General features: G+C 34.4%; 26 protein-coding genes and 2 pseudogenes. 24 read left to right on the forward strand and 4 right to left on the reverse strand.

The window, feature by feature from the left end:
• Nucleotides 1-167: 167 nt before the first annotated feature.
• The 10 genes from asnB (at nt 168) to HRG09_RS10565 (ending at nt 8880) form a co-directional block, all read left to right on the forward strand.
• A complete protein-coding gene (asnB, locus tag HRG09_RS10520) occupies nt 168-2069 on the forward strand; it encodes an asparagine synthase (glutamine-hydrolyzing) (RefSeq protein ID WP_000333811.1) in 1902 nt (633 codons plus the stop codon).
• Nucleotides 2070-2162: 93 nt separating this feature from the next.
• Nucleotides 2163-2522 carry a GNAT family N-acetyltransferase gene (locus tag HRG09_RS10525; protein WP_174100726.1) on the forward strand — a complete coding sequence of 120 codons (360 nt, stop codon included), beginning with the start codon at nt 2163-2165 and terminating at the stop codon, nt 2520-2522.
• Between the two features lie 40 nt (nt 2523-2562).
• Nucleotides 2563-2892: a hypothetical protein gene (locus HRG09_RS10530; protein WP_174100811.1), complete on the forward strand. Its 330-nt coding sequence runs from the start codon at nt 2563-2565 to the stop codon at nt 2890-2892.
• Between the two features lie 92 nt (nt 2893-2984).
• Nucleotides 2985-3980: an N-acetylmuramoyl-L-alanine amidase gene (locus HRG09_RS10535; RefSeq protein ID WP_174100727.1), complete on the forward strand. Its 996-nt coding sequence runs from the start codon at nt 2985-2987 to the stop codon at nt 3978-3980.
• A gap of 140 nt (nt 3981-4120) precedes the next feature.
• Nucleotides 4121-4273 (forward strand): hypothetical protein, encoded by a 153-nt coding sequence (locus HRG09_RS10540; RefSeq protein WP_174100728.1) that lies wholly within the window; start codon nt 4121-4123, stop codon nt 4271-4273.
• 308 nt (nt 4274-4581) lie between these two features.
• Nucleotides 4582-5544 carry an ABC transporter substrate-binding protein gene (locus HRG09_RS10545; RefSeq protein ID WP_174100729.1) on the forward strand — a complete coding sequence of 321 codons (963 nt, stop codon included), beginning with the start codon at nt 4582-4584 and terminating at the stop codon, nt 5542-5544.
• 136 nt (nt 5545-5680) lie between these two features.
• A complete protein-coding gene (dat, locus tag HRG09_RS10550; protein WP_174100813.1) occupies nt 5681-6556 on the forward strand; it encodes a D-amino-acid transaminase in 876 nt (291 codons plus the stop codon).
• Nucleotides 6557-6653: 97 nt separating this feature from the next.
• On the forward strand, nt 6654-7301 hold the full coding sequence (locus HRG09_RS10555; RefSeq protein WP_174100730.1) for a nitroreductase family protein: 648 nt from the start codon (nt 6654-6656) through the stop codon (nt 7299-7301).
• 279 nt (nt 7302-7580) lie between these two features.
• A complete protein-coding gene (locus HRG09_RS10560; RefSeq protein WP_174100731.1) occupies nt 7581-8069 on the forward strand; it encodes a hypothetical protein in 489 nt (162 codons plus the stop codon).
• A 262-nt stretch (nt 8070-8331) separates the two neighbouring features.
• Nucleotides 8332-8880, forward strand: coding sequence for a cysteine hydrolase family protein (locus tag HRG09_RS10565; protein ID WP_174100732.1), 549 nt, complete (start codon nt 8332-8334; stop codon nt 8878-8880).
• Between the two features lie 520 nt (nt 8881-9400).
• Here the strand turns inward: HRG09_RS10565 and HRG09_RS10570 are convergent.
• Nucleotides 9401-9850: an NUDIX hydrolase gene (locus tag HRG09_RS10570; RefSeq protein ID WP_174100733.1), complete on the reverse strand. Its 450-nt coding sequence runs from the start codon at nt 9848-9850 to the stop codon at nt 9401-9403.
• A 194-nt stretch (nt 9851-10044) separates the two neighbouring features.
• Between HRG09_RS10570 and HRG09_RS10575 the strand changes: the two genes are divergently transcribed.
• The 3 genes and pseudogenes from HRG09_RS10575 to HRG09_RS10585 form a co-directional block, all read left to right on the forward strand.
• Nucleotides 10045-11163 carry a GAF domain-containing sensor histidine kinase gene (locus HRG09_RS10575; RefSeq protein ID WP_302480767.1) on the forward strand — a complete coding sequence of 373 codons (1119 nt, stop codon included), beginning with the start codon at nt 10045-10047 and terminating at the stop codon, nt 11161-11163.
• Between the two features lie 14 nt (nt 11164-11177).
• Nucleotides 11178-11813 (forward strand): response regulator, encoded by a 636-nt coding sequence (locus tag HRG09_RS10580; protein ID WP_174100734.1) that lies wholly within the window; start codon nt 11178-11180, stop codon nt 11811-11813.
• An 88-nt stretch (nt 11814-11901) separates the two neighbouring features.
• Nucleotides 11902-12006: pseudogene (locus HRG09_RS10585) on the forward strand (RpiR family transcriptional regulator); the annotation flags it as partial.
• A gap of 196 nt (nt 12007-12202) precedes the next feature.
• Here HRG09_RS10585 and HRG09_RS29810 read toward each other — a convergent pair.
• Entirely contained in the window at nt 12203-12376 is a 174-nt protein-coding gene (locus HRG09_RS29810; RefSeq protein WP_483862108.1) for a glycine zipper domain-containing protein, read from the reverse strand.
• Here HRG09_RS29810 and HRG09_RS10590 point away from each other — a divergent pair.
• The 3 genes and pseudogenes from HRG09_RS10590 to HRG09_RS10600 all read left to right on the forward strand — a co-directional run.
• A pseudogene (locus HRG09_RS10590) lies at nt 12349-12504 on the forward strand (phosphogluconate dehydrogenase (NAD(+)-dependent, decarboxylating)); the annotation flags it as partial. The gene HRG09_RS29810 and the pseudogene HRG09_RS10590 sit on opposite strands and share 28 nt — an antisense overlap.
• 149 nt (nt 12505-12653) lie before the next feature.
• Nucleotides 12654-13190 (forward strand): NADPH-dependent FMN reductase, encoded by a 537-nt coding sequence (locus HRG09_RS10595; RefSeq protein WP_174100735.1) that lies wholly within the window; start codon nt 12654-12656, stop codon nt 13188-13190.
• A 182-nt stretch (nt 13191-13372) separates the two neighbouring features.
• Nucleotides 13373-14167 carry a VOC family protein gene (locus tag HRG09_RS10600; RefSeq protein WP_174100736.1) on the forward strand — a complete coding sequence of 265 codons (795 nt, stop codon included), beginning with the start codon at nt 13373-13375 and terminating at the stop codon, nt 14165-14167.
• Nucleotides 14168-14275: 108 nt separating this feature from the next.
• Here the strand turns inward: HRG09_RS10600 and HRG09_RS10605 are convergent, their stop codons facing one another.
• Both HRG09_RS10605 and HRG09_RS10610 read right to left on the reverse strand, forming a co-directional pair.
• The gene (locus HRG09_RS10605) at nt 14276-14698 is read right to left on the reverse strand and encodes a DUF1801 domain-containing protein (RefSeq protein WP_174100737.1); all 423 of its coding nucleotides are present in this window, start codon (nt 14696-14698) and stop codon (nt 14276-14278) included.
• A 136-nt stretch (nt 14699-14834) separates the two neighbouring features.
• A complete protein-coding gene (locus HRG09_RS10610) occupies nt 14835-15047 on the reverse strand; it encodes a hypothetical protein (protein WP_174100738.1) in 213 nt (70 codons plus the stop codon).
• A 517-nt stretch (nt 15048-15564) separates the two neighbouring features.
• On the opposite strand from HRG09_RS10610, the gene HRG09_RS10615 reads away from it, so the two are divergent.
• The 8 genes from HRG09_RS10615 to HRG09_RS10650 all read left to right on the forward strand — a co-directional run bounded on the left by HRG09_RS10615 (nt 15565) and on the right by HRG09_RS10650 (nt 25348).
• Nucleotides 15565-16122 carry a YdcF family protein gene (locus HRG09_RS10615; protein ID WP_174100739.1) on the forward strand — a complete coding sequence of 186 codons (558 nt, stop codon included), beginning with the start codon at nt 15565-15567 and terminating at the stop codon, nt 16120-16122.
• 102 nt (nt 16123-16224) lie between these two features.
• Nucleotides 16225-17178, forward strand: coding sequence for an ABC transporter ATP-binding protein (locus HRG09_RS10620; protein ID WP_174100740.1), 954 nt, complete (start codon nt 16225-16227; stop codon nt 17176-17178).
• 3 nt (nt 17179-17181) lie between these two features.
• Complete coding sequence (locus HRG09_RS10625) at nt 17182-18693, forward strand: ABC transporter permease/substrate-binding protein (protein WP_174100741.1); 1512 nt, start codon at nt 17182-17184, stop codon at nt 18691-18693.
• Nucleotides 18694-18911: 218 nt separating this feature from the next.
• Nucleotides 18912-20339: an arginine-ornithine antiporter gene (gene arcD, locus HRG09_RS10630; RefSeq protein WP_174100817.1), complete on the forward strand. Its 1428-nt coding sequence runs from the start codon at nt 18912-18914 to the stop codon at nt 20337-20339.
• A 95-nt stretch (nt 20340-20434) separates the two neighbouring features.
• Nucleotides 20435-20695 carry a LemA domain protein gene (locus tag HRG09_RS10635; RefSeq protein WP_174100743.1) on the forward strand — a complete coding sequence of 87 codons (261 nt, stop codon included), beginning with the start codon at nt 20435-20437 and terminating at the stop codon, nt 20693-20695.
• A gap of 111 nt (nt 20696-20806) precedes the next feature.
• A complete protein-coding gene (locus tag HRG09_RS10640) occupies nt 20807-22618 on the forward strand; it encodes an AAA family ATPase (RefSeq protein ID WP_174100745.1) in 1812 nt (603 codons plus the stop codon).
• Nucleotides 22608-24458, forward strand: a complete 1851-nt coding sequence (locus HRG09_RS10645; RefSeq protein WP_174100747.1) for a hypothetical protein — start codon at nt 22608-22610, stop codon at nt 24456-24458. The genes HRG09_RS10640 and HRG09_RS10645 overlap by 11 nt, the downstream gene beginning before the upstream one ends.
• Nucleotides 24459-24751: 293 nt before the next feature.
• Complete coding sequence (locus tag HRG09_RS10650) at nt 24752-25348, forward strand: hypothetical protein (RefSeq protein ID WP_174100749.1); 597 nt, start codon at nt 24752-24754, stop codon at nt 25346-25348.
• Nucleotides 25349-25447: the final 99 nt, after the last annotated feature.

Genomic DNA, 25447 nt, shown 5'->3' on the forward strand with positions numbered 1-25447 from the left:
AAATGTGAGTGCCTATTTTTCGTGTTTGCTCAAAAAAATTGGGTAAAATGTGAAATGGAGTGATTTTTTTATAGTTTTTGTCGCCATATTCAGTTGATTATGCTAGTATAAATAGGGTTGATATAGTAGTATAGAAACAGAATGAAAACTGAAAGAGGGTAAGAAGTATGTGTGGTTTTGTAGGATGTTTATGTGAAAACCCTAGAGAGTTTTCAGAAACAGAAAAACATCAATTTGAAAATATGAACACGATTATTTTCCACCGCGGTCCAGATGACGAAGGATATTTTCGTGATGAACATGTACAATTTGGCTTCCGCCGTTTAAGTATCATTGACTTAGAGGCAGGACATCAGCCGCTAACTTATGAAAATGATCGATATGTAATTATTTTTAATGGTGAAATTTACAACTATGTAGAATTACGCGAAATGCTGCTTGAAAAAGGAGCAACATTTGCAACGCAATCTGATACAGAAGTTATTATTGCATTGTATGCACATATGAAAGAGAAGTGTGTAGATTACCTTCGCGGTATGTTTGCATTTATGATTTGGGATCGTGAAGAAAAGAAACTTTTCGGTGCACGTGATCACTTCGGTATTAAGCCTTTATACATTGCTCAGCAAGGTGATACGACTTTCTTCGCATCTGAGAAGAAAAGTATTATGCATGTAATGCAAGATAAAGGAGTAAATCCAACTTCTCTGCAACATTACTTTACGTATCAATATGGTCCAGAACCAGAGACATTAACAACTGATGTTAATAAAATTGAACCTGGTCATTATTTCGTAAAAGAAATCGGTAAAGAGATGGAAATTCATCGCTACTGGAAACCGTATTTCAATGCTTCAAGTGCAACGAAAGAGGAGCACATTCAAGCGATTCGCGATGTGTTATATGATTCTGTAAAAGTTCATATGCGTAGTGATGTGCCAGTAGGTTCATTCTTATCTGGTGGTATCGATTCATCTATCATTGCTTCTATTGCTAGAGAAATGAATCCAAACCTTTTAACATTCTCTGTTGGTTTCGAACGCCGCGGCTTCAGTGAAGTTGACGTTGCAAAAGAAACTGCTGAAAAACTAGGTGTAACAAACCATAGTGTCTTCATTACAGCAAAAGAATTCATGAACGAATTCCCAAAAATCATTTGGCATATGGATGATCCTTTAGCTGATCCAGCTGCTGTACCATTGTACTTCGTTGCAAAAGAAGCACGTAAGCATGTAACAGTAGTTCTTTCTGGTGAAGGTGCAGACGAGCTGTTTGGTGGATATAACATTTATCGTGAGCCAAATTCTTTAAAAATGTTCTCTTACATCCCTACTCCAGGGAAAAGCGTCTTAAAGGCATTAAGTGGTGCGCTTAAAGAAGGCTTTAAAGGGAAAAGCTTCTTAGAGCGTGGATGTACACCAATTGAAGAACGTTACTATGGTAATGCGAAAATCTTCCGTGAAGAAGAAAAAGCTGAATTAATGAAGTATTACAATGAAAGTGTTAACTACATGGATATCACGAAACCATTGTATAATGAAATTAAAGATTATGATGATGTTAGCAAAATGCAATACATCGACATGTTCACATGGCTACGTGGTGACATTTTATTAAAAGCTGATAAAATGACGATGGCAAATTCATTAGAGCTTCGTGTACCATTCTTAGATAAAGAAGTATTTGACGTTGCGTCTAAAATTCCAACAGAATTAAAAATTGCAAATGGAACGACAAAAGCAATTTTACGTGAAGCAGTGCGCGGGATTGTTCCAGATCACGTGTTAGATCGTAAAAAGCTGGGCTTCCCAGTGCCAATTCGTCACTGGTTAAAAGATGAAATGCATGACTGGGCTGTTAATATTATTAAAGAAAGTAAAACAGAGCATTTAATCGACAAACAGTACGTATTAAACTTACTGGAAGCACACTGTGCAGATAAAGGTGATTATAGCCGTAAAATTTGGACAGTACTTGCATTTATGGTATGGCATCAAATTTATGTAGAGCATAAATACGATACAAATGAGTTTCATGAAGAAACAAAACGTGCGTATAGCTTAGTATAAGTAGGAAAACCTTAAGGTCGTATACGAACTTAAGGTTTTTTTCATAAATATGTATTTAGCTTGATACAATAAGTATAAGAGGGTGGACAAAATATGATTACGTTTGAAAAAGTAAATGCAGAAACAAAAAAAGTTGTGGAAGAAATGTTTGCTTCTCATAATTTGAATATGAAGGAAGTTGAATATTGCATAAAAGTTGATGATACATATATTGGCGTATTGGATTATAAGGTGCAAGATGAGCATGCTATATTGTCTAATTTAATTATTCATTTCGATTACCAAGGTTACGGATATGGAACCAATACTTATTTTACATTGGAAGAAATGATGAAACATAGAGATATAAAACGTATTCAAGTGTTACAAAGAGATATAACGGAACGAACAAATTCATTTATAGAGGGACTGGGCTTTATATTGAACGGTGAAGTATACATAAAACACTTATAGAAGGAAAGAAATGAAATATAAGGCAGGTGGATGTATGACGATGACGTCTGGTTTTTTACTAATAGGGGGTTGTTTTGTAGTAGCTGAACTATGCCAAATTTTCATTCGGAAAATGATGGGTAAAAAGCGTAAACCGTATGAATGGCAATACATTCCGGTATTTTGTATTCTGTTTTTTACTCTGTATGTATTGCAAAATCTTACTCATTTTCCGCCAATGTTAAACATTTTTTTGAAGTTTGGCTTAATATATAGTGGCAGTGGAATGACTATTCTATTTGGTTTGTTTTGCATACGGCATGTTCATTATCAGTCATACATATTTATTTTAAATTGGCTCAACCGGGACGATGGAAACCGCCTTACATAAGGTGGTTTTTTGCTTGGAACCAAATTTTTATGTTGTACATAAAATAAAATAGGACGAGCATTAATATATTAAATATAGAAAGGAAGGGATATATGAAGTTAGTTATAGATGCAGGTCACGGCGGATACGATTCCGGTGCTGTTGGAAACGGTTTGATTGAAAAAAATCTAACACTTCAAATTGCTAAACGTGTTCGAGATATATTACTTGCAACTTATACACTTAATATTAAAATGACACGTGATAGTGATGTTTTCATCTCATTATCTGAACGTGCAAATATTGCAAATTCTTTTGGGGCAGATTATTTTATCTCATTTCATATTAATAGTGGTGGTGGAACAGGTTTTGAAAGTTATATTTATGATGGACTATCAAATAGTAGTTCAGCAGCAGCCAAACAACAAAAGATACATGCAGCCGTTAATCCAGTTTTAACGAAATACGGTTTGCGTGATCGTGGTGCAAAAAAAGCCAATTATGCAGTACTAAGAGAAACAGCTATGGATGCTTTATTAACAGAAACAGCTTTTATTGATACAACTTTTGATGCAAATTTATTAAAAAATCCGCAGTTTATGGAAGATTTAAGCCAAGCATATGCAAGAGGAATTGCGGCGATATTAGGATTAACAGCAAATCCAAACCCACCCAATCCACAACCCCAAAATCCAACACCAAAAACGATAGGTGTAGCCTATATTCGTGGGAAGAATGTGAATTTAAGAAGTGGTCCATCAACAACATCCTCGGTGATCCGTCAGTTAAATGCTCCAGAATCGTATGTAGTATATCAAGAAAGTAACGGCTGGTTAGGTTTAGGTGCAGGAGAATGGATATATAATGATCCATCGTATATTGATTATGTGAAATATGGAAATAGTGATGGTAGTCCAATAGGAGTGGCAAATATTCGCGGCAAGAATGTGAATTTAAGAAACGGCCCATCAACAACATCCTCGGTGATTCGAAAGTTAAACTCTCCAGAATCCTATTTAGTATACGTGTATCAAAATGGTTGGCTAAACCTCGGGGGAAATCAATGGATTTATTATGATCCATCTTATATTGAATATAATCAATATTAAAATATGAAAGATTATCAATGGAGCTACATGAAGCCCTGTCTTGAATGTCTTGTGAACAGAAGAACTTAAAGGGAGGGCTTTTTTTGTGAAAAAATAATTTACGTGTACATTGGTTTAGTGATGTATTAGGAACAATTGCCTTGCGTATCATAGTTGTATATCTATCTATAAGATTCGTACTACAAAAAATTGTGTTAATCTTTTCTATTGCTGTGTACTGTTTGACAGACCAAATGGATAATTATAATGTTATGGATGTTATAACAGGTGCAACAATTGGTGTGATGTTATAAGGTCAATTCATTCAAATGAAAGAAAAAAATATATTGAAATTATAAATTTTAAAAATGGTAATTGGACTTATTGTTGTGATTTCTATGCAATTCGTGCTGAAAAAGGAAGTTCCAGACATGTATTAAGTACGTTATGTGTTGCTTGGAATGACCATTACTTTTGTTGGTCTGTTTATTTTTCGTATGTATCGATAGGGTGAACTTGAAAAATATATTCTAAAAAAGTTTTCTGAAATATATTGACAACTTTTAGTCTATCCATTAACCTTTAAAATGTTAATGATAATCACTTTCACCTAGGAGGAAATATGACCAAAACTAAAAATATCTTCATCTTCTGCATTATAATGTTAATGGTTATGATTGCAGGGTGTGATAAAGAAGAGAAAAAAGAAACAAAAGCAGCAGCAAAAGGGAAAGATTCATATGTAATTAAGCATGCAATGGGGGAAACAACAATTACAGGGACACCAAAAAGAGTTGTTGTCCTGACAAATGAAGGTGCTGAGGCTCTTTTATCGGTAGGAGTTACACCAGTTGGTGCTACAAAGCCAAGAGCTGGTGATGAATGGTATCCGCACTTAGCAAAAGAATTGAGAGATACAAAAGTTGTAGGAACAGAGCGTGACGTTAATTTAGAGGCAATTATGAAATTAAAGCCTGATTTAATTATTGGGAATAAAATGCGCCATGAAAAGGTATATGAGCAATTAAAAGAAATTGCACCTACTGTTTATGCTGAAACACTACGCGGTGATTGGAAAGAAAACTTCGCGTTATACACAAAAGCAGTACATAAAGAAAAAGAAGGCAACAAAGCCTTGGATGATTATAAGAAGCGTATTGAAGGATTAAAAGAGAAACTAGGAGATAAAGTAGATTCTAAAGTTTCTATTATTCGTTTCGTTCCAGGTGACGTTCGCATTTATCAAAAAAATTCATTCTCGGGTGTTGTTTTAAATGATATCGGATTTAAGCGACCACCACTTCAGGATAAGGATGATTTTGCGATAAAAGGTGTTACAAAAGAGCAAATTCCGAATATGGATGGGGACTATTTATTCTATTTCACATCTGATAAGGATGCTGATAAAAAGAATGCAGGAAATACAATAGCAAAAGAATGGACAGAAGATCCACTCTTTAAACAATTACAAGCTTCAAAAAATAATAAAGTATTTGAAGTAGATGAAGTCATTTGGAATACAGCAGGCGGTATTAAAGCAGCAAATCTTATGTTGGAAGACATAGAAAAATACTTTCTGAAATAAGTAAAGTAGAGTGAAAAACACATTACTATTTAAAGGTAATGTGTTTTTTATACTTTTAAATGACAGAAAATTCTTTCTGTTAAACAAAGAGAAGTTGTACAATGAAATTAATAAAAAGTAAAGGAGTGGAGAAATGGTGAAAGGTGTTCATAAAGATTGGATTTTGCTTAATGGGAGAATTGTAAATACGGAGGAAGAACAGCCGATGGTTGCATTAGAAGAAAGAGGGCTGCAATTTGGGGATGGAATATATGAATTATTTCGTTTATACAATGGGAAACCTCATTTACTAGATTTACATTTAGAGCGATTTTTTAAATCTATGAAGGAAATTCATCTTGTTCCACCTTTTACTAAAGAAGAATTAATTGAGCAACTTCAGCAATTAATTGAAAAAAATCAATTTCAAGAAGATGGGAATGTATATATTCAAATTTCAAGAGGTATGCAGCCCCGAAATCATGTATATGAATCCAATTTAGTGCCAACTTATTTCGCAAATATCGTTTCATTCTCGAGACCGATTTCTGTAATGGAAAAGGGAATAAAGGTAACAGTGGAAGAAGATATTCGCTGGAAGTTTTGTCATATCAAATCTTTAAATCTGCTCCCTAATATTATGATTAAGAATAAAATTAATGAAGAAGGGTATCAAGAAGCAATATTAGTTCGAGATGGGATTGTAACAGAAGGTTGCCATTCAAATTTCTTTATTATAAAAAATAATAAAGTGATTACGCACCCGGCAGATCATTTTATTTTACATGGCATTACTCGTCAACATGTCATTTCATTAGCAAAAGCTCTACATATTGAAGTAGAAGAGCGAGGGTTTTCATTACAAGAAGTATATGAGGCAGATGAATGTTTCTTTACAGCAACACCTCTTGAAATATTTCCTGTCATTCAAATAGGAAATGAGCAATTTGGTAATGGAGAAAGAGGAGTAATTACGAAGAAGCTACAAGCTGCTTATGAGGAGAGTATTGCGTCTTTAAAAGTAATAAACTGAATGTACAAGGAAAATGAAGCTGGTATTCCACCAGCTTTTTTCGTGATATAATCAAACGTAGAATGATTTTTGAAAACGCTATAAAAGGGGATTATATATGAAATATGAAGCATTTAAAGAAGTGATTCACGGAAGACGTAGTGTTCGAAAATTTACAGAACAAGAAGTATCAGTTCGTGACATAGAAGAAATTATTGATTGTGCTCGTTACGCACCAAGTGATACAAATTCACAAACGTGGGAATTTATTGTCATCATGAATCGGGATAAAATTAAAGAAATTGAACAAATGACATGGGATGCTTTACATAAAATGGCTGAACAAGCAGCGGAAAAGGGCGAAGAAAAAGCAGGTAAATTACTTACACGTTCATTTGGACCATACGCAACTGCATTTTCTGATGCACCGGTTTTAATCGTATGTTTAGCTACACCTTACAAGTCAAAGTTTCGTGAAAAAATATTTGATCCAATTGACTTCGTTCCAGATTCAGTATGGGAAGAAGAGGGGATTAAGAGTAGTTGTTTAGCTGCACAAAATTTAATGTTAGCAGCATATGCAAGAGGGCTTGGGACTTGCCCGATGACAGGGCCTGTGTTATTAGCTCAAAATGAATTACGACAATATTTACAAATTGAGCCTGAGAAACAAATTAATATGGTAATTTCACTCGGTTACCCAAAAGAGCAGCCCAAAAAACTTGCTCGAAAAGAAATTGAGGATATTACAAAATTTATTTTTTAGGATGTTGTGTAAAAAAATAGAAAAAAGGCATTGGTGCGTCCGATGTCTTTTTTCTATTTTTTCTAGAAGGGAATATTTTTTGCTAATAATGGGCTAAAATGGAGAATAAGAAGGAATTCCTAATTATTTCTTGAAAAAATTAATGATGTTAAAAAAGAAAGTATGGTACAGTAATAGTGAACAAAATGTTTGTTCACGGAATTTTAAAAAACTGAATTTAGAATAGATAATTATTTTTGTATAATAAATGAAAGAGTAAATTTACAGGGGGGATGAATTTTGAAGAAATTCATAATCGCTGGATTGTCTGCTTTGTTATTGGTTGGGTGTGGTGTTTCAAATGAAAAAGAAGAAGCCCAGCCTATAAAAGAAGAACAGATTGTAAATGCAAGTGATGAGAGTGTAACTTCTTTTCCTGAGGGGGCAATGCCAATTGGTGAAGGGAAAGTAAAAGTAATTACACCAGATGGTACTTCTGAAGATGGGAATATACCAACTGTATTTGTAAAGAAAGACGCTCTAATTCAGCAAGTTGAATTAGAACTTACCAATTTTCAAAATGATAAAGAAACATTTGTATTCGTAGATAATATATTTGAAGATAAACATCATGTTACGAGCATAACGCAGACAACAGTAGAATTAAAACAAAAAACGTTAGAGGCAGGATATCACACAGTAACTGCAGCTCAATTTGAAAATAATGATCCATCAGGAAAAGTTATTAACTTTGTACAGGCTAAATTTGAAAATAAACCTGCATTTTAAAATAGACTAACACGTTATATGTAACAAAAAAGTACATTACTGAAAAAGTAATGTACTTTTTTGTTTTGTATATTTTATGAAATAACTGAATTGATTGTCAGGCGAAAGGATCTTGTTGAATTATAATAAAATGAAAATATATATACCTATAGTATAAATGTGTTATAGGAATCTTGTATGAAAATGTCGAATATAGTATACTGCGTCGTAAAAACACGTTTTCTATTGTTTAACGTGAAACGAGTAGGGAGGAAAAGATGTAATGAAACGAGCTCTTATCAATATTGATTATACATATGATTTCGTGGCCGAAGATGGTGCTTTAACATGTGGGAAGCCAGGGCAAACTATTGAAAAGCCTCTTGTAGAGATTACGAAGCAGTTTATGGAAAATGGAGATTATGTTGTATTTGCCATTGATAGGCATGAGGCAAATGATTCCTATCATCCAGAGACACAACTATTTCCACCGCATAATATAGCGGGTACAAAAGGAAGAGATTTATACGGAGAGTTGCAAAATCTGTATGAAAAATATCGTAACAATGAGAATGTATACTATATGGACAAAACACGTTATAGTGCTTTTGCTGGAACGGACTTAGAAATGAAACTAAGAGAAAGAGGTATACAAGAAGTCCACCTTGTTGGCGTATGTACGGATATTTGCGTTCTCCATACAGCGGTGGATGCTTATAATAAAGGATTTCACATCGTTGTACACGAAAAAGCAGTGGCTTCTTTTAATGAACAAGGACATGAGTTTGCCCTAGGACACTTCAAGTCTTGTTTGCACGCAGAAGTACAGTGAAGGTAGAGGAAACATTGAGGATCATACCTGTTAGTAACTGTCTAGTTATATTAAAAAAGGACCATTTATTTTTTAAAATGCAATGTTATACATTATGTAATTTCGGGTACATCACTTACTTGAGAGTGATGTACTTTTTAATTTATATATACTTATTCAGTAAACAATAGCGTGTCAATCAGAGATTTGTTGTTATTGCATATGAGAGTGTAGCACGTTATGGATATACATAGATTGTGTAAGCATAAGGAAAGATAGCTATAGGTGATCAAAATGAAGAAAAAACTTTTAGTTATCTTCTTATTTTCCTTTGCAATGCATATGTCATCAAATTAAATGACGATGGCAGAATCTCAAACGAACGTTGTAGAAAAGTTTATTCAAGCTTTAATCAATAGAGATGAAAAGTTAATAAAGTCCTAAGTAATTGAGGGAATCATTTATTCTGTTTGAATCTACTGTGTAACTATGGCATTCTTATTAAAAAGGTAATGATCTTTTCTATGTAAGAACTTTTACTTTATAAGGATACAACCTGCTGTTGAATGAGTTTCTTAATAAACGGGCTAATCTTTTCTGGTAATTGATTCAAGTTGAAAAATTTAACTTCTAAAGATTCTGTGCCATCAGCCTGTAGAATGCCACCTTTTATTTCTTTACACATATAAGCAATTGTGATGGGATAAAATTCATCACAATTCGGTAATTTCACAAAAAATTCTTTTCCAGAAAAAACACCTACTAAATCGAGTTTTCCAATTTCAATACCTGTTTCTTCGAGAACTTCACGCCTTCCTGCTCCTTCTGTTGATTCACCTAATTCAATAAACCCACCAGGAACACCCCAAACACCACTTTTTCTCTTCTGAAGTAAAATTTGTCCTTGCTCATTTAAAACAGCAACAGCAACTCCTGCTAGATTAAGTGGTCGTGAACCCACAATTTCGCGTAAGTCTTCAATATAGCCCATAGTATTGTCCTCCAATAATAGATTGTAAATTTTAAATTATGTATTCGAGATGGTGCTACTATATTCCTTTATATTTAGATTTTTAAGAAGTTGAAGAGGTAATGGTTCTCCAAAACATAAAAGTTTCACATACCATACTGTATTTTGTAGTTTTTAGAAATTTCTTAATGTTATAATGATAAATGGTGATGAACATGAACTATGATGAAAAACAAATGCGCCGGTTAGAGACGTTAAAAGAAATTGCAGAGTTGTTAAATGAGGCAACGGATTTACAGGAAATGTTAGAGGAAGTATTACATACACTATTGCAAGTTATGAATTTACAAACAGGATGGGTATTTTTTATTGATAAAAAAGGAACGTATCGTATGCTTGTTGATAGAAATTTGCCGCCAGCACTCACATGGAAAGAAAAGAAACCGATGTGTGAGGGAGACTGTTGGTGTGTAAATCGATTCGTAAATGGGCGTCTAGAAAAGGCGACAAATATTATTGAGTGTAAACGAATTGAAGATGCCATTGAATATAATTGGGGAGAGACGGAAGAAATTACACATCATGCGACGATTCCTCTTCGCGCTGGAGCAGAGAAGTTCGGCTTATTAAATGTCGCTTCACCTCATAAAACACATTTTACAGAGGAAGAACTGGCATTGTTAGAAGCGATTGCGTTCCAAATCGGAACAACAATACAACGAATTCAGTTAGTTGAGAAAGAGCGGAAATATGTAGTGGTAGCGGAGAGAAACAGGCTTGCACGCGATTTACACGATTCGGTGAAACAATTGTTATTTTCTATTATGTTAACGGCTAGAGGTACTCTTGATATGACGAAGGACAAAGAATTACAAGAGATGCTTAGTTACATAGGCGAATTATCGCAAGAAGCGCTAGAAGAGATGACATTATTAATTTGGCAATTACGTCCAGAAGGATTAGAAAAAGGGCTTGCAGAAGCAGTGCAGAATTATGGAAAACTATTAGGTATTCAAGTAACAATTCGAATTGATGGGGTTATTTCAATTGGTGATGAAATAGAAGAAGTGCTATGGCGTGTGAGTCAGGAAGCCTTACATAATTGTAAAAAGCATGCTTCATGTGAGAGGGTATCTGTTAGCTTGAAAACAGAAAATAATAAATTGAACTTTCAAATTGAAGATAACGGCATTGGGTTTGTTAGAGAAACAGTAAGAGATTCAGCACTTGGTTTAAAAAGTATGAAAGAACGAATTGAACTGATGAAAGGAACATTTCGGATCAAAACGAAGCCGGGACAGGGAACAAAGATTGAGATTCAATTACCGGTTTGAAAGGGAGAATTGCATTGAAAATTAAACTATTACTTGTAGAAGATCATCATATTGTTCGGAGGGGACTCGTATTCTTTCTAAAAACGAAAGAGGAATTTGAAATTATAGGAGAAGCAGAGAATGGGGAAGATGCGTTAGCGCTTGTTCAAAAAGAAAAACCAGATGTAGTATTAATGGATGTGTTAATGCCAAAAATGGATGGAATTGAAGCGACAAAAAGATTGAAGCAATATGACGCTACAATTAAAATCCTTATGTTGAGCAGTTTTTCAGAGCAAGATTACGTTCTTCCAGCGCTGGAAGCTGGTGCGGATGGTTATCAACTAAAAGAAGTACAACCAGATCAACTTGTTGCTTCCATTATTGCTGTATATCAAGGTAATGCAAATTTTCATCCAAAAGTAACGCCTGCTTTGCTCAGACGACCAGTAGCGCAAGAGAAAAAACAAGATAGTTTATTTATGTTGACAAAAAGAGAAAAAGAAGTACTTCGTGAGATTGCAAAAGGAAGAAGTAATAAAGAAATAGCAGCAGAGCTTCATATTACAGAACAGACAGTTAAAACCCATGTTTCAAATGTCCTTGCTAAATTAGAAGTAGATGATCGAACGCAAGCGGCTTTGTATGCTGTGAAGAATGGTGTTGTATAGAAAAAGTATATAACAATACCGAATAAAGGTTTTTCTTCTTTCAATAATTAGGTACAATAAAGCTACTATGGAACGGTTAGCTTAGCATAGTTTATTAGACACGTTATATGTGGGACTGTCATTACAGCGACAAGAGGAAACGTTAAAAAACTTACAGAGTATACGTGAAACAATTTCAATGAAGCGGATATAAAACCAGTGTATCTAGTTGCACTGTTTTATGCACCCTATGAACAACTGTAAGTTTCTGATAGAGAATTGATTTTAAATGTATTTCATGGGCATCAAATGAAAGGGTCTATTTGAAGGGGAAGGAGTGTCCTTTTAAATAGGCCCTTTTTGTATGCTACAGAAGGCGTTGCTGTAAAATGAGTTTTCTTCAAATTAGGCTATTTCTTTTTGTTTACCCCAAACACTCCTCCAATTGCAATACCAATTCCTATCCCTAAAGCCAGATTATCCATAAGTAAACCATAAGATACTCCTAATGCTGTTCCTATAGCTTCATTGCTTTGTGAGAGTATACCTCCTTTTTGTAGAGACAGCATTAGAATTACAAACATCTGCTCCAGTTATTGCAATGTCATTGTTCATGCGTTACCGTTCTCAAGAAGATGATACATTCCGCGGGAAAGTTGTTTCAGCACTTCGAAATCAGTTTGGCGGACATGCTGTTGTGAAAAATGACTAATTAATAGATTAGGAGCTCATACGAAAGTATGAGTTCTTTTTGTATTTCTCATACTATTTTCTCAAGGCTTTTCCCTCTTTTTACTGTTTTTTGTATGGAATTTTCTGATAGTATAGAGATAGAAGCTAAAATAAAGGAGAGAAATAAACATGAAATTAGTCGTAATTAACGGAACACCGCGTAAATTTGGTAGAACACGTGTCATTGCAAAATATATTGCAGAGCAATTTGAAGGAGAGTTATATGATTTAGCAACAGAGCAATTGCCCTTATATAACGGTGAAGAATCACAACGTGAATTAGAAGCGGTAACGAAATTAAAAACATTAGTGAAGGAAGCTGACGGTGTTGTGCTTTGCACACCTGAGTATCATAATGCGATGAGTGGTGCGCTTAAAAACGCATTAGATTTCTTAAGCAGCAGTGAATTTGTCCATAAACCAGTTGCTTTATTAGCGGTTGCTGGCGGTGGGAAAGGCGGTATAAATGCGCTTAATAGTATGCGCACTGTTGCACGAGGCGTATATGCGAATGCAATTCCTAAACAAGTTGTATTAGACGGCTTATATGTGCAAGATGGTGAGCTGAGTGAAGATGCAAAACCGTTAATCCACGATCTTTTCAAAGAATTAAAAGCATATATGAGTGTGTATAAAGAAGTGAAAAAGCAATTAGGTGTTGAGTGATAAGCATCTAGTGTGCTGTGAATCCCAATGATGAACCTTTAAGGGCTAGTGGTTTATAATCCATTGGCTCTTGGATAAATATGAAATCGTTTCCATTAATTTTGGTTCATACAAGCGTAATGTAAACAAATGATTGGTTAGAAAAACTATTATATTGTTTGAAAACAAGGTGGTGAATAAGGATGATTACACATTTTTCAGAGCTGAAATTACAAACAGTATCGATCCAAGGGGTAGAACAAGTGTATGCAAAACGTCTTGGCATCCCAGTTTTATCAAAAACGGATAAACAAATAAGCTTTCAATTAACTCCACATGTTACATTATTTTTTGAAGAAGTATATGAACCGATTTCACCTGCTCATGTTGCTTTTCAAGTACCATTTTCAAAGTTTTACGAAACTGCAAAGTGGGTTCAAGAATCAGGTCTGCTTATTATAGAGTGGGAAGATGGTCATGAAATTGATGAAGAGGACGGGCGGTTAAATCTATATTTCCGTGATGGAGATGGAAATCTTCTTGAAATTATTGCACATAATTATATTATTGAGGAGGTTTTAATTCCATGCACACCGTTGAACATTTTGTATGTAAGAGAAGTAGGTTGCCCAGTTAAAAGTGTACCTATATTTAGAGAGTGGCTAAAATCTAATTTAAGTATGAAAACATTTGAAGACGGTGAAATTTTTAATTTTGTAGTTAGTGGTACAGCTCATATTGTTGCAAGTTGGAAAGGGAGAACTTGGATTCCGATTGCAATGAAAGCTTTACCGCCAAAAATACATATTTCACTTGGGACACCAAGCCTCCACTTCATACAAAAAGTTCGGAATCAACTTAGACAAAATGAAGTACCATGTCAATTTAGTAAGAATGAAATATCGTTAGTTCAAGAAGGGTATTCTTTTTCTATACAACATACTCCGCATTTTAAAGCTGAAATTCCAAATAAGTTAAATTTGCCACTTTCTATTTAAGTGGTATTTTTTTGAGTTGTTATTGGAAATGTTTTCTATTAAACAACAGGTGTTTTGACTTATATTCAAAACACCTGTTGTTTAATTCATTTGATTGCTATACACGCATTAATGATTTGGATACGTCTCTTGCAAAAAACTTACAGATTGTTTAATTAGCGCTTTTAGAACATTGATATCAATATCTGCTAATTTGTTAATGTATATACACGCTTTTCCAGATGTGTGTTTTCCAAAGTCTTTTAATAGCTCTTCTCGCTCAGGATCACCAGTTGCAAAATATAAACTAATTTTCGCCTTGCGAGGGGAAAATCCTACTAATGGGGCATCTCCTTCATGACCAGATGCATATTTATAATGATATGTACCAAATCCAATTATACTTGGGCCCCACATCTTTGCTAGATAACCTGTTGTTTCAGTAAAGATATCTAATAACTGATATGCGTCTTCTCGTTTTTTTAGGTTATCAACACTTTCAATGAACTCGATTACACTATTGTTGGTTTCAGTTGTTTTGAGTTTATACATAAGAGCATCGCCCCTTTTTAGATATAAGTTTTATTACATATTTTATTATAATACATACAGGATCTCATGTATTCTTAAAAGAAATAGAAGCTTTTGAATAAAAGTTTATTTTCTCTTTTCACCAAAAAACACAAAATTATTTCATTTCATCTAACTTATCTTTTTTTCTAAGTAAATTTGCTTTTGTTACACCTCTAGAGATAATAAATAAAAATAAGTTAACTAAAACTAAAATGACATCTATACAAATGGCCCAAGAATCATTTTTTATAAAAGAATTCGTTATAACCAATAGTAATAAGCTAATTCCTGAAATTAAACGTACTGTGTTTTGTTCTATTTTTAACATAAGATCATCTCCTTTTCACTATATTACAATATCCTTATTGCATTTGATATATATTATATTAAATTATAAAGATGTAATGAATGCACTAAATGTAACCTTTTATCCTAAATGAACAGGCAGAAATATATGCCCTTCAAGATGCAAGGGGCAATAAGGAAGTTAGGGAGATAGAGCTTTTACGGCCAGTGGGAGAGCTACACGCTGATTAAAGTTTCATATTATTTTGATACCTATAAAATGCGTTGGAAATAAGGAGAAACTTCCAACAAATCCATTGTATGACGAGAGAGAAAATACAAAATCTATAAGGGAACCATATAAAAAGAGGATGTGAAACAAAATGGGAAAAACAAAAGCATTAGGTTCAGCGAAACATAAAGGAAACCAAACTCAGTGCCATACATCTTCTAAAAAGGGGCGTAATGCTCAAAACGCAGGACAACGCAGTCACTAAAAAACACTTCTGTCTCCCTTTCTTTTTCTATATAATATAAAGAAAGGGAGTGTAAGCTTATATATGAACAAATGGATACTACTTGTTATGTTGTTATTTCCACCATTATGTATGATGTATATGACATATCGAATGAAAAAAGTTGCTTATGAAAAAGTAAGTGATAACGCTCCATATGTAATAATTTTAGGTGCAAAATTATTCGGGGATAAACCATCTTTATCTCTTCAAAACCGTTTAGATGTAGCCTTAATGTATTTAAATTCTCATCCAGAGGCAAAAGTAATTGTTTCTGGAGGGCAAGGAGAAGATGAGGATATTCCTGAAGCACACAGTATGCGAAATTATTTAATACAACATGGGATTGAAGAGGAGCGTATTTTCATTGAGGATCGTTCGACAAGTACTTATGAAAATTTAAAGTTTAGCATGGATCTATACCATGTAACGCACGCGGTAGTTGTGAGTAATACATATCATCTATATCGAACAAAAATTATTGCTAAGCGTTTAGGAATGAAAATGGAATCGCTCGCAGCACCAACGCCAAGGCGTTCAAAGAAGAAAGCATATATGCGTGAGTATGCAGCGATTATTAAAACAACATTATTCGACCATTAGAGCTCAAATAAGGGCTCTTTTTTATGAGGAAAAAGCGTATTATTTGAAAAGAAAGCAAGATTCTATCAGAATGAAAGAAACAACAATAAGGGAGTTGTATTTGTGATACGATTTAATCATGTGTCAAAAGCATATGAAGATGGTACGAAAGCAGTAGATTCATTACATTTAGAGATTAAAAAAGGAGAATTTTTCGTTCTAATCGGTCCGAGTGGTTGTGGAAAAACAACAACGATGAAAATGATTAATCGTTTAATTGAAACGACAGAAGGTTCAATTTTTATCGACGGCAAAGACATTCAAGATTACAATATCCATGAACTACGTTGGGATATTGGGTACGTTCTACAACAAATCGCATTGTTTCCGCATATGACAATTGCTGAAAATATTGCGATTGTACCTGAAATGAGGAAATGGAGTAAAGAAAAAGTTCGGGAGCGTGTGGATGAGTTACTTGATATGGTTGGATTAGATCCGGATGTGTATCGAAATCGTATGCCTGATGAATTATCTGGTGGACAAAAGCAGCGTGTGGGAGTTGTACGAGCATTGGCTGCCAACCCCAAAATCGTTCTGATGGATGAACCATTCAGTGCACTAGATCCATTAAGCCGAGAACAGTTGCAAAGGGATATTGTAAAATTACAGAAAAAAATTCAAAAAACAATTGTATTTGTGACACATGATATGCAAGAAGCGTTAACACTTGGTGATCGTATTTGTGTGATGAGAAAAGGAAAAATTGTTCAATTAGATACACCGGAAGGAATCATACAAAACCCAGTAAATGATTTTGTGGAAGAATTTATTGGAAATCGTGTTCGCCCTTGGTACGAAGGGAAGATTATTGAAGATGTATTGCCTCTAGCGAGTGATAGACAAGTAGACAATCATGCCTTATCTCTCTCCCTACATGATTCACTACAAGAAGCATTGATTCGTTTGGAAGCAGAAGAGGCAATCCCGATTGAAAGAGAGGGGCAATATGTAGGGACATTAACGAGCCGTCATATTGTGGCGTATTTGGCTAGACAAATGAAGGAGAGGGGGTAAATCGTGTCCATATTATTACAAACGTTCCAAGAACGAAAGTTAGAATTACTTCATGCGCTGATTGAGCATTTGCAAATTTCACTTATTTCTTTATTTTTTGCGGTGATGATTGCCGTCCCGCTCGGTATTTGGTTAACGAGAAGAGAGCGCATTGCTGAGTTTATTATAGGCACCTCTGCTATTATGCAAACAATTCCTTCATTAGCTTTACTTGGGCTTTTAATCCCGCTTGTTGGCATTGGAAAGGTTCCGGCAATTATCGCGCTGGTCGTGTATGCGCTATTACCCATTTTACGAAATACATATACGGGTATTCGTAAGTTAGATGCATCGCTTATTGAAGCAGCAAGAGCGATGGGAATGAATAGTTTTAGAAGATTATGGAGAGTAGAACTACCGCTAGCGTTACCAATTATAATGGCTGGAATTCGTACAGCAATGGTACTAGTTGTTGGAACAGCTACATTAGCTGCTTTAATAGGAGCTGGAGGGCTTGGAAAGCTTATTTTACTCGGTATAGACCGAAATGACCATGCTCTTATCGTATTAGGGGCTGTACCAGCCGCATTGTTAGCTTTATTCTTTGATGGAGTACTTCGAATGTTTGAGAGCACGAGACGCTCTCCTAAGCGAATTATCGCGGCAATTTGTATTATCGCTGTAGTTATTGCCGCACCATTTCTTTGGAATACACAAAAGAAAGATATTGTGATTGCTGGAAAACTTGGATCTGAACCAGAAATTTTAATTCAAATGTATAAGCAGTTGATCGAGCAAGATACGGATTTAGATGTAGAATTAAAACCAGGACTTGGAAAAACAGCGTTTGTTTTTGAAGCTTTAAAATCGGGAGAAATTGATATATATCCTGAATTTTCAGGGACCGCTTTATCTACCTTTGTAAAAGAAGATCCGAAAAGTACAAATCGTCAGGAAGTATATGAACAAGCGCGCCAAGGGATGGAAAAGAAGTATAATATGGTAATGCTACAGCCGATGGAATATAACAATACATATGCACTTGCAATGCCAAAGAATGTGGCAGAGCAGTATAATGTGAAGACAATCTCAGATTTACGAAATGTTGCAGCAAATGTTAAGGCTGGATTTACATTAGAGTTCGCAGATCGGGAAGATGGATATAAAGGGATCCAAAAGTTATATAATTTACAGTTTTCAAATGTAAAAACAATGGAACCAAAGTTACGTTATAGTGCAATAGAATCTGGAGATGTTACTGTCATTGATGCTTATTCTACTGACAGCGAACTTGAACAATATGGATTACAGGTACTAGAAGATGATAAAGGGCTATTTCCACCTTACCAAGGAGCTCCTTTATTAAGAAAAGAAACCCTTGATAAATATCCTGAACTTGAAAAGACATTAAATAAACTTGCTGGGAAAATTTCAGATGAAGATATGAGAAAAATGAATTATGAAGTAAATGTAAATGGTGAAAGTGCGGAAAAAGTAGCGAGACAATTTTTAGAAAAAGAGGAGTTAATTCATTGAAATTTGCAAAAAATATACAAATTAATGCTTAAGAATTGACCGTTCATAATAAAATGAACGGTTTTTTCGTGCATACTTATACATTTTTTCAAAAAAGTATTCCCTTTTTGCTCATTTTCTTTTAGAATAAGTAATGTTTTCCTGAAAAAATATAATAGAAACATCTATTAGAGAAAAAGGTGACTTTAATAGTTGAACGGATAAGCATAACACCTAGAATGACAGATGGGGTGGTACCGATAGAAAAGAAATTAGGGTTTTTTCCATTAATCGCATTAGTAGTAGGAACAATGGTTGGCGGTGGTGTGTTTAGTTTACCGCATGATTTAGCAGTAGGTGCAAATAGTGGCGCAACAATAATCGGATGGTGTATTACAGCGATGGGAATGATTCCCCTTGCGCTTGTATACCAAACGTTAGCAAGACAAAAGCCAGATCTTGAAGGTGGAATTTATAGTTATGCACGCGCAGGGTTCGGTGAATATATCGGATTTAACAGTGCATGGGGATACTGGCTTGCAGGAATTTTAGGAAACGTAGCTACGATCATGTTATTGTTTAGTACACTTGGATATTTTTTCCCTATTTTTAAGGGAGGAAACAACGTTGCATCCATCGTTGGTGCATCTCTTTTATTATGGACACTTCACTTCCTTATTTTAATTGGAATTCGTGAAGCATCTATTATGAACTTTATTGCAACAATTGGAAAATTAGTTCCGATTTTATTATTTATTGTAGTTATGGTTACAGCATTTCGCTGGGATACATTTACACATGATTTTTGGGGAGAGGAAACCGTTTCTATTTCTTCTGTCCTTGGTCAAGTGAAAAATACGATGCTTGTTACACTTTGGGTATTTATTGGTGTGGAAGGAGCAGTCGTATTATCAGGTAGAGCAAAAAATAGTCGTGATGTTGGGAAAGCAACGGTTGTTGGATTAATTTTAGTTATGACGATTTATATTTTAATCTCAGTCCTTTCTATGGGGGCCATGACAAGAGAAGAACTCTCTATGTTAGAAACGCCGTCAATGGGACATGTATTAGAACATGTTGTTGGACCTTGGGGGGCATTTGCAATTAATATTGGATTGGTTGCTTCCCTTGTCGGGACATTAATCGGATGGTTCTTACTGGTTTCTGAAATTTCTCACGTGGCCGGGAAAGATGGCGTATTTCCAAAAGTCTTTACGAAGACAAATAAAAAGCAGACGCCACATGTTGCATTATGGATTTCAAACGGTGTCGCACAAACGTTGTTTATAATCGTTTTATTCTCGGAATCAACGTATCAAATGATGTATTTTATCGCATCTACATCTATTTTACTTCCTTACTTATTATCAGCACTTTATCAGTTGAAATTAGTTGTAACGAAGGAACTAAAACGTGCGAGACTAAAAAATGGAATACTCGCGCTAATTGCCGCATTATATTCTGTATGGTTGATTTATGCAGCAGGCTTGAAAAACTTATTACTTGTCTCAATCGTATATGGGATTGGACTTATTGTTTATATGTTTGCTCGAAAAGAAAAAGGCAATCGCTGTTTTTCTGGTATGGAGAAATATGTTATGGCTGTAATTGTAATTGCAGCAGCAGTGTCACTTTATATGCTTGCAACAGGTACTATCAAAATGTAAAAAGTCCTCTTGAAGGACTTTTTTTCTTTGTATACAAGGAATTTTATTTTATTCACAGAATATCTAATATATAAGATGTTTTAGGAGGGATGAGAATGGAAGAAAAAGAACAACTGTTAAGAATTATGGAATTGGCAAGTGATTTGCGAAAAGTATTAGTGCAAGAATCATTTTTTAATCATCATCCCGAACTACGTGGAGCAATTGAAAATTTGGCTGGTTCTGTAGAGACTTTAGCAAGTCTGCAGCATAATAAAGATGAAAATGCCGAGGATAAATTAAGATATGTACTTGCTAAAATGAAAATTGCTAACAATGCGATTATGCAGGAGAAAAAGGCTTTTCCTTCTCATTAATATAAGTTTTACTTTTGGTAACCTGACGTAGTACGTCAGGTTTTTTTGTTTCTAGTTTTCTTTTATAGTTCATACAATAAGAACAGCATGGAAAAAAGAAGGTGAGTCGTATTGAAGTTACATAAAGCTCTCCATTCAAGTTTTATAAAACGGATGTACCACATGAGGTTTCTTGGGAAGTTTGTTGAAGGTGAGGAGAAGAAAAAAGATACGTTTTCGGTGCAATGTCTTTCACAAATCCCTCCAATCTTGAAATCGCAATTTGAAGGCGAAACATATTTGTTTGAAGGGCTATATGCAAACAAAAAAAATGAGAGAATCTTTGCGGACTTGAAGAAAAAAAAGTTAGAAAAACAATTAGTATTGTTTCGCCTTTATTATGAAAGGGGAAACTTGTACGTTGAATTAATATGTACAGAAGAGCGGGAGATTGCGGATGCATATAGGATCGTTCCATCACCAAGGTTAGCAGGATATAAAAATAGAGAATCTTTAGAGCGAAAACTGGGCAATGGATATTTATCGTTCCTTATTCCTAAATTTCCACACGATTTCGAAGTACCCGAGTTGTTATGGTATGAAGGTAGATTATATGGAAATTTATCATTAAAAGCATCTATTAGTTCAATTGCATATTGTGAACAAAAAAAAGAATGTAAATACATTGAAATTAATGATTGGAACCAGTATATAGAAGTGAAAGCAGATGATCAGTTGTATTTTGTACGAGAAAATATGTATAATCAGCTTCTAAAGAAAATCATTGAAGAAGGAAAAAGAGTGGAAGTAGTAGACATAAAAATGCAAAAAGAAGACCAAGAATGGAATGAACGTGAATCTACATTTATACAGTATGTACAGGATGTAATCAATAATAAAGGATTGTATTTAGATGCAACGGATATTTTTAATTTTCATATTAGTGTAAAAACAAATCTGTTAACAATTCTTGCTGGTATTCCGGGAATCGGAAAATCACGATTTGTGCAGGCATATGCAGAAGCATTAGGGTTAACATATGGGGAAGAATTGCTATGGATTCCGATTTCTCCATCTTATCAAGAGCCACATGATATACTAGGCTATCTGCATCCAAATGGAACATATATTGAGAGTGAAACGAAGTTAGTTCGAACATTATTAAAAGCATATGAAAATCCGAATCAACTTTATATGATTGTATTTGATGAAATGAATATGTCACATATTGAACATTGGTTTACGCCATTCTTATCTATTCTTCAATTAGAAAAGAAAAATCGTATCCTTTCTTTATATGAGGAAGGAAATGAGATAGAAAATATAGTTCCATCAAAAATTGAAATTGGTGAAAATATTATTTTTATCGGAACTGTGAATTTTGATGAAACAACGAAAGAATTATCAGATCGCTTATTAGATCGAGCAAATCTCATTACCCTTCAAAAAATTCCATTCTGTGAAATCAATATGCAACAAAATCAAGGGATACAAATCCCGCCACTGCAAGTTACAACAGGAGAATTTCGTATGAATTGGTTACGAAATAAAGAGATGATGGATGTGCTTTCCGAAGAAGAATTAGAACTATTAGACAAATTACATGGCTTAATATCATCACATGACGCATCGAAAGGTGTTTCTTTTCGATGTGCTGCTGCAATTGCAACGTATTTGCAAAATATCCCTCGAAAAGATAATCAGTCTTATATGATTAGCCGAGAAGAAGGTTTTGATTTACAAGTAAAACAGCGTGTTTTAACAAAATTACGTGGTACGGAAATGACAATTGGTCCCCTTCTTCGTGAAGATGAAAAGAAAGGACTATCGCTAGTAGCATTGTTGCAATCACCACTTGCGAATTGCGTTTCTGCATTCGAACATTCTCTAACCTATATAAGAGAAAAACGACGGGAATTGGAGTTGTATGGGTATGCCAAATGAGGAGCAACATGAGACGGAAATTGTAGACACAAAAGATAAGCTCCCGTTTGTATTAAAATTAATTATTGGAACCGAAGGGAAGGGAGACTTTGTATTTTTGAATCGCCTTTGTAAACACTCGATAACAATGACGCATTGTGTTTATAAAGTGCAAGAATTAAAAGCATTACGCTTGATGTTACATTGCCAAAAGCCGCTTCGTGTCACTTTTATATGGAATAAAGTGTATGAAGGGAAAAAAGACAAGAAAGAATGGCAATATGAATTGCATGAAAAAAAACAAAAAGTAGTATTATATGAACATGGAAAAACAGATTTTTTTTATCCTTGGCGCTGCGGTTTGTATCATTTTGAGGTGCAAGTGGAAGAAGACGTATATTACGGAGCGTTTCAAATTGTTCCAAAAAATTTTGTTGATGATCAATTCGAAACGATTCAAAATTATGTGAAATCAATTTTGAATGAAATTATGTTAGACCGTGGTTATTATAAAAAGACATTCTCAACATTAATTGATATTGAAGATTCTTCTTATTTAATGCTACTTCGAATGCTGCCACAGAAAATGAAAAAAATAAAACAACTGTATAAAAAAATTGAAGAAAACACAAGGTATGTGCATAGCTATCAGTGGGAAATAAGGGAACGAAAAGCGACGATGAAAAGTGTGATAATGAGTGAGAAAAAGCCTTATGCTAAGCATTATAACCGTAGATTTATAGAACAAATAGATAGTCTGGAGAATGCTTTTCTGAAATTTACAACGAAACAGTTTTATCAATATTTGCTTGAATCGCAGACTTTCTTACAAAAGACAATTGAAATATTAGAACGAGCAACGCATACAAAAAAAGAGGAATATCAATCTGTGAAAACAATTATGAAAACCATTGAAAGAAACGGATCTGTAACAGATAGGGAGAAGCAAAAATATCGGAATATTCATTTGCTGAAAGAGGCAGACTTACGGAAAGCGTCCGTGAAAATACAAGAGTATAAAATTTTAAATCATATTGTACATCAAGCTGTACTGTACTTTCGGAATTTGTTGAATTCTTCATTCTGGAGAGGAGTTTCTGAAAAAACAAATATAACTATGCATGCTTTACCTGTTACACACAGGCAACTATTATATCATTTAGAGTTTCTACCACGTTATAATCAACAATCTCCAGCTTTATTATTTGTTTATAAACCCACGTTTTTAGTGTATGAATATTATGCATTTTTTATCGTCATTTCTCTATTGCAACAGTTAGAATTTAAAGATGAAATTCCACTGCGCGAACAAATTCAAACCTATTTTTACTTGGATGGTTTACAAGACGGCACGACAATTGTTTTAAATCGGGAAAACATCCAAATCCATGTAGCGTTTAATGATCTTATTGAAACGCATCCGCTCATTGCACTTAGTAAAGGCAGTCATTTTTATAATGGAGAAGATACGAAAAAGCCAGACATTCGTCTAGATTGTTATGTGAAGCAAGGGAAACGTTATGAGTACCAATCGTCTATTATTATTGAAGTGAAATATAGTCCAATGTTTAATATTTTTCAGCCTGTTGGTAATACAAAAGCAACAGAGCAAATGTACAAATATTGGTCCATTAAGTATGTGGAAGAACAAGATGGAAAACGTATTTTTCACCGAAGAGCAATCCATGAAGTGATTTGTGTATACCCAGGCAGTCATATGCATGGGAAGAAAATAGAAGCTGGTTGCGGAGTCTTTTTGCAATTATATCCATATAAAACGAAGCAAGGAGAAGAGAAATTAGCTGGAAAACACGGTCTTGTGCAAATTTTTGAAAAGTGGTTAAAAAATATTGGAACATGAAAAGAAATCCTCTTCTGTGGAAAGGATTTTTTTTTTGTACTTTATATGAAGTGTGAGACATACACTGTATGAATAAAGATAGTATAACATTCGGGTGTTTCTAATGAATGTAAAGTATGTATTGTTATTGTAAAAATTTCACATAAATTCACAACCGAAATAGGAGATCGTTTTATTTTATAGAATGTATGATGAAGGGAATATTTTTAGGTTGCATACGAAGGTTTGTTCTTATATGATAGATGGTGAAAGCGTTATCAAAAATAGAGCGGCGATGGGAGAGGCGGGGAAATATGTTCCAGCGTGTTCAAACAAAGGAAGAACATTTTTGGTTCGAGCAACTGTGGGGAGATTTTTGTGAAGAGAGAGATTTAATGTTTGTAGAACGTAATTTAAATCCATCACGATTTTTATTAATAGAAGGTGGGCATGCTATCGGTACAGTAGAGTGTATTCGATATACAACACCTGAACATTCTAATTCTGAGTTTTTCTATCCGTTTTCTGAAAACGAGCTGGTGAAAGGGTTAAAAAATGTTTATGAAATAGGGAAATTAAGTATTGTGAAAACGTCGCGCGGGAGAGGACATTTCAAAAGGTTAACAGCTATTTTATTTATACATGCTTTAGAAATGAGAGCTGAGTGGTATATTGCTGTTGTTACAAAAAGAATGTATATGTATTTACTTACACTTGGTTTTCCAATTGAGCCTATTGATGACCCGTTTCCTTTTCATGATACATTGCAAGGGGTACCTGTTCGGATTCATGCTCGGAAAGGGTTAACACATTTGTATTCTTTAAAAGAATTTCGAGATGTTATTCAAGGGAATGCTCATGCTCAGGCGTTAATAAAAGGAAACAGTAAAAATATTATGTTAACAAGATGATGTGTCACAAATTTTTATAAATTATTGTGATTGATATCACATCCTTTTTTCTTCATGTATATTACGATTTAGTTGTAATGATTGATTAGGAAAGGGTGG

It is taken from the genome of Bacillus sp. Xin1 (genome assembly GCF_013314535.1).
GTDB lineage: Bacteria > Bacillota > Bacilli > Bacillales > Bacillaceae_G > Bacillus_A.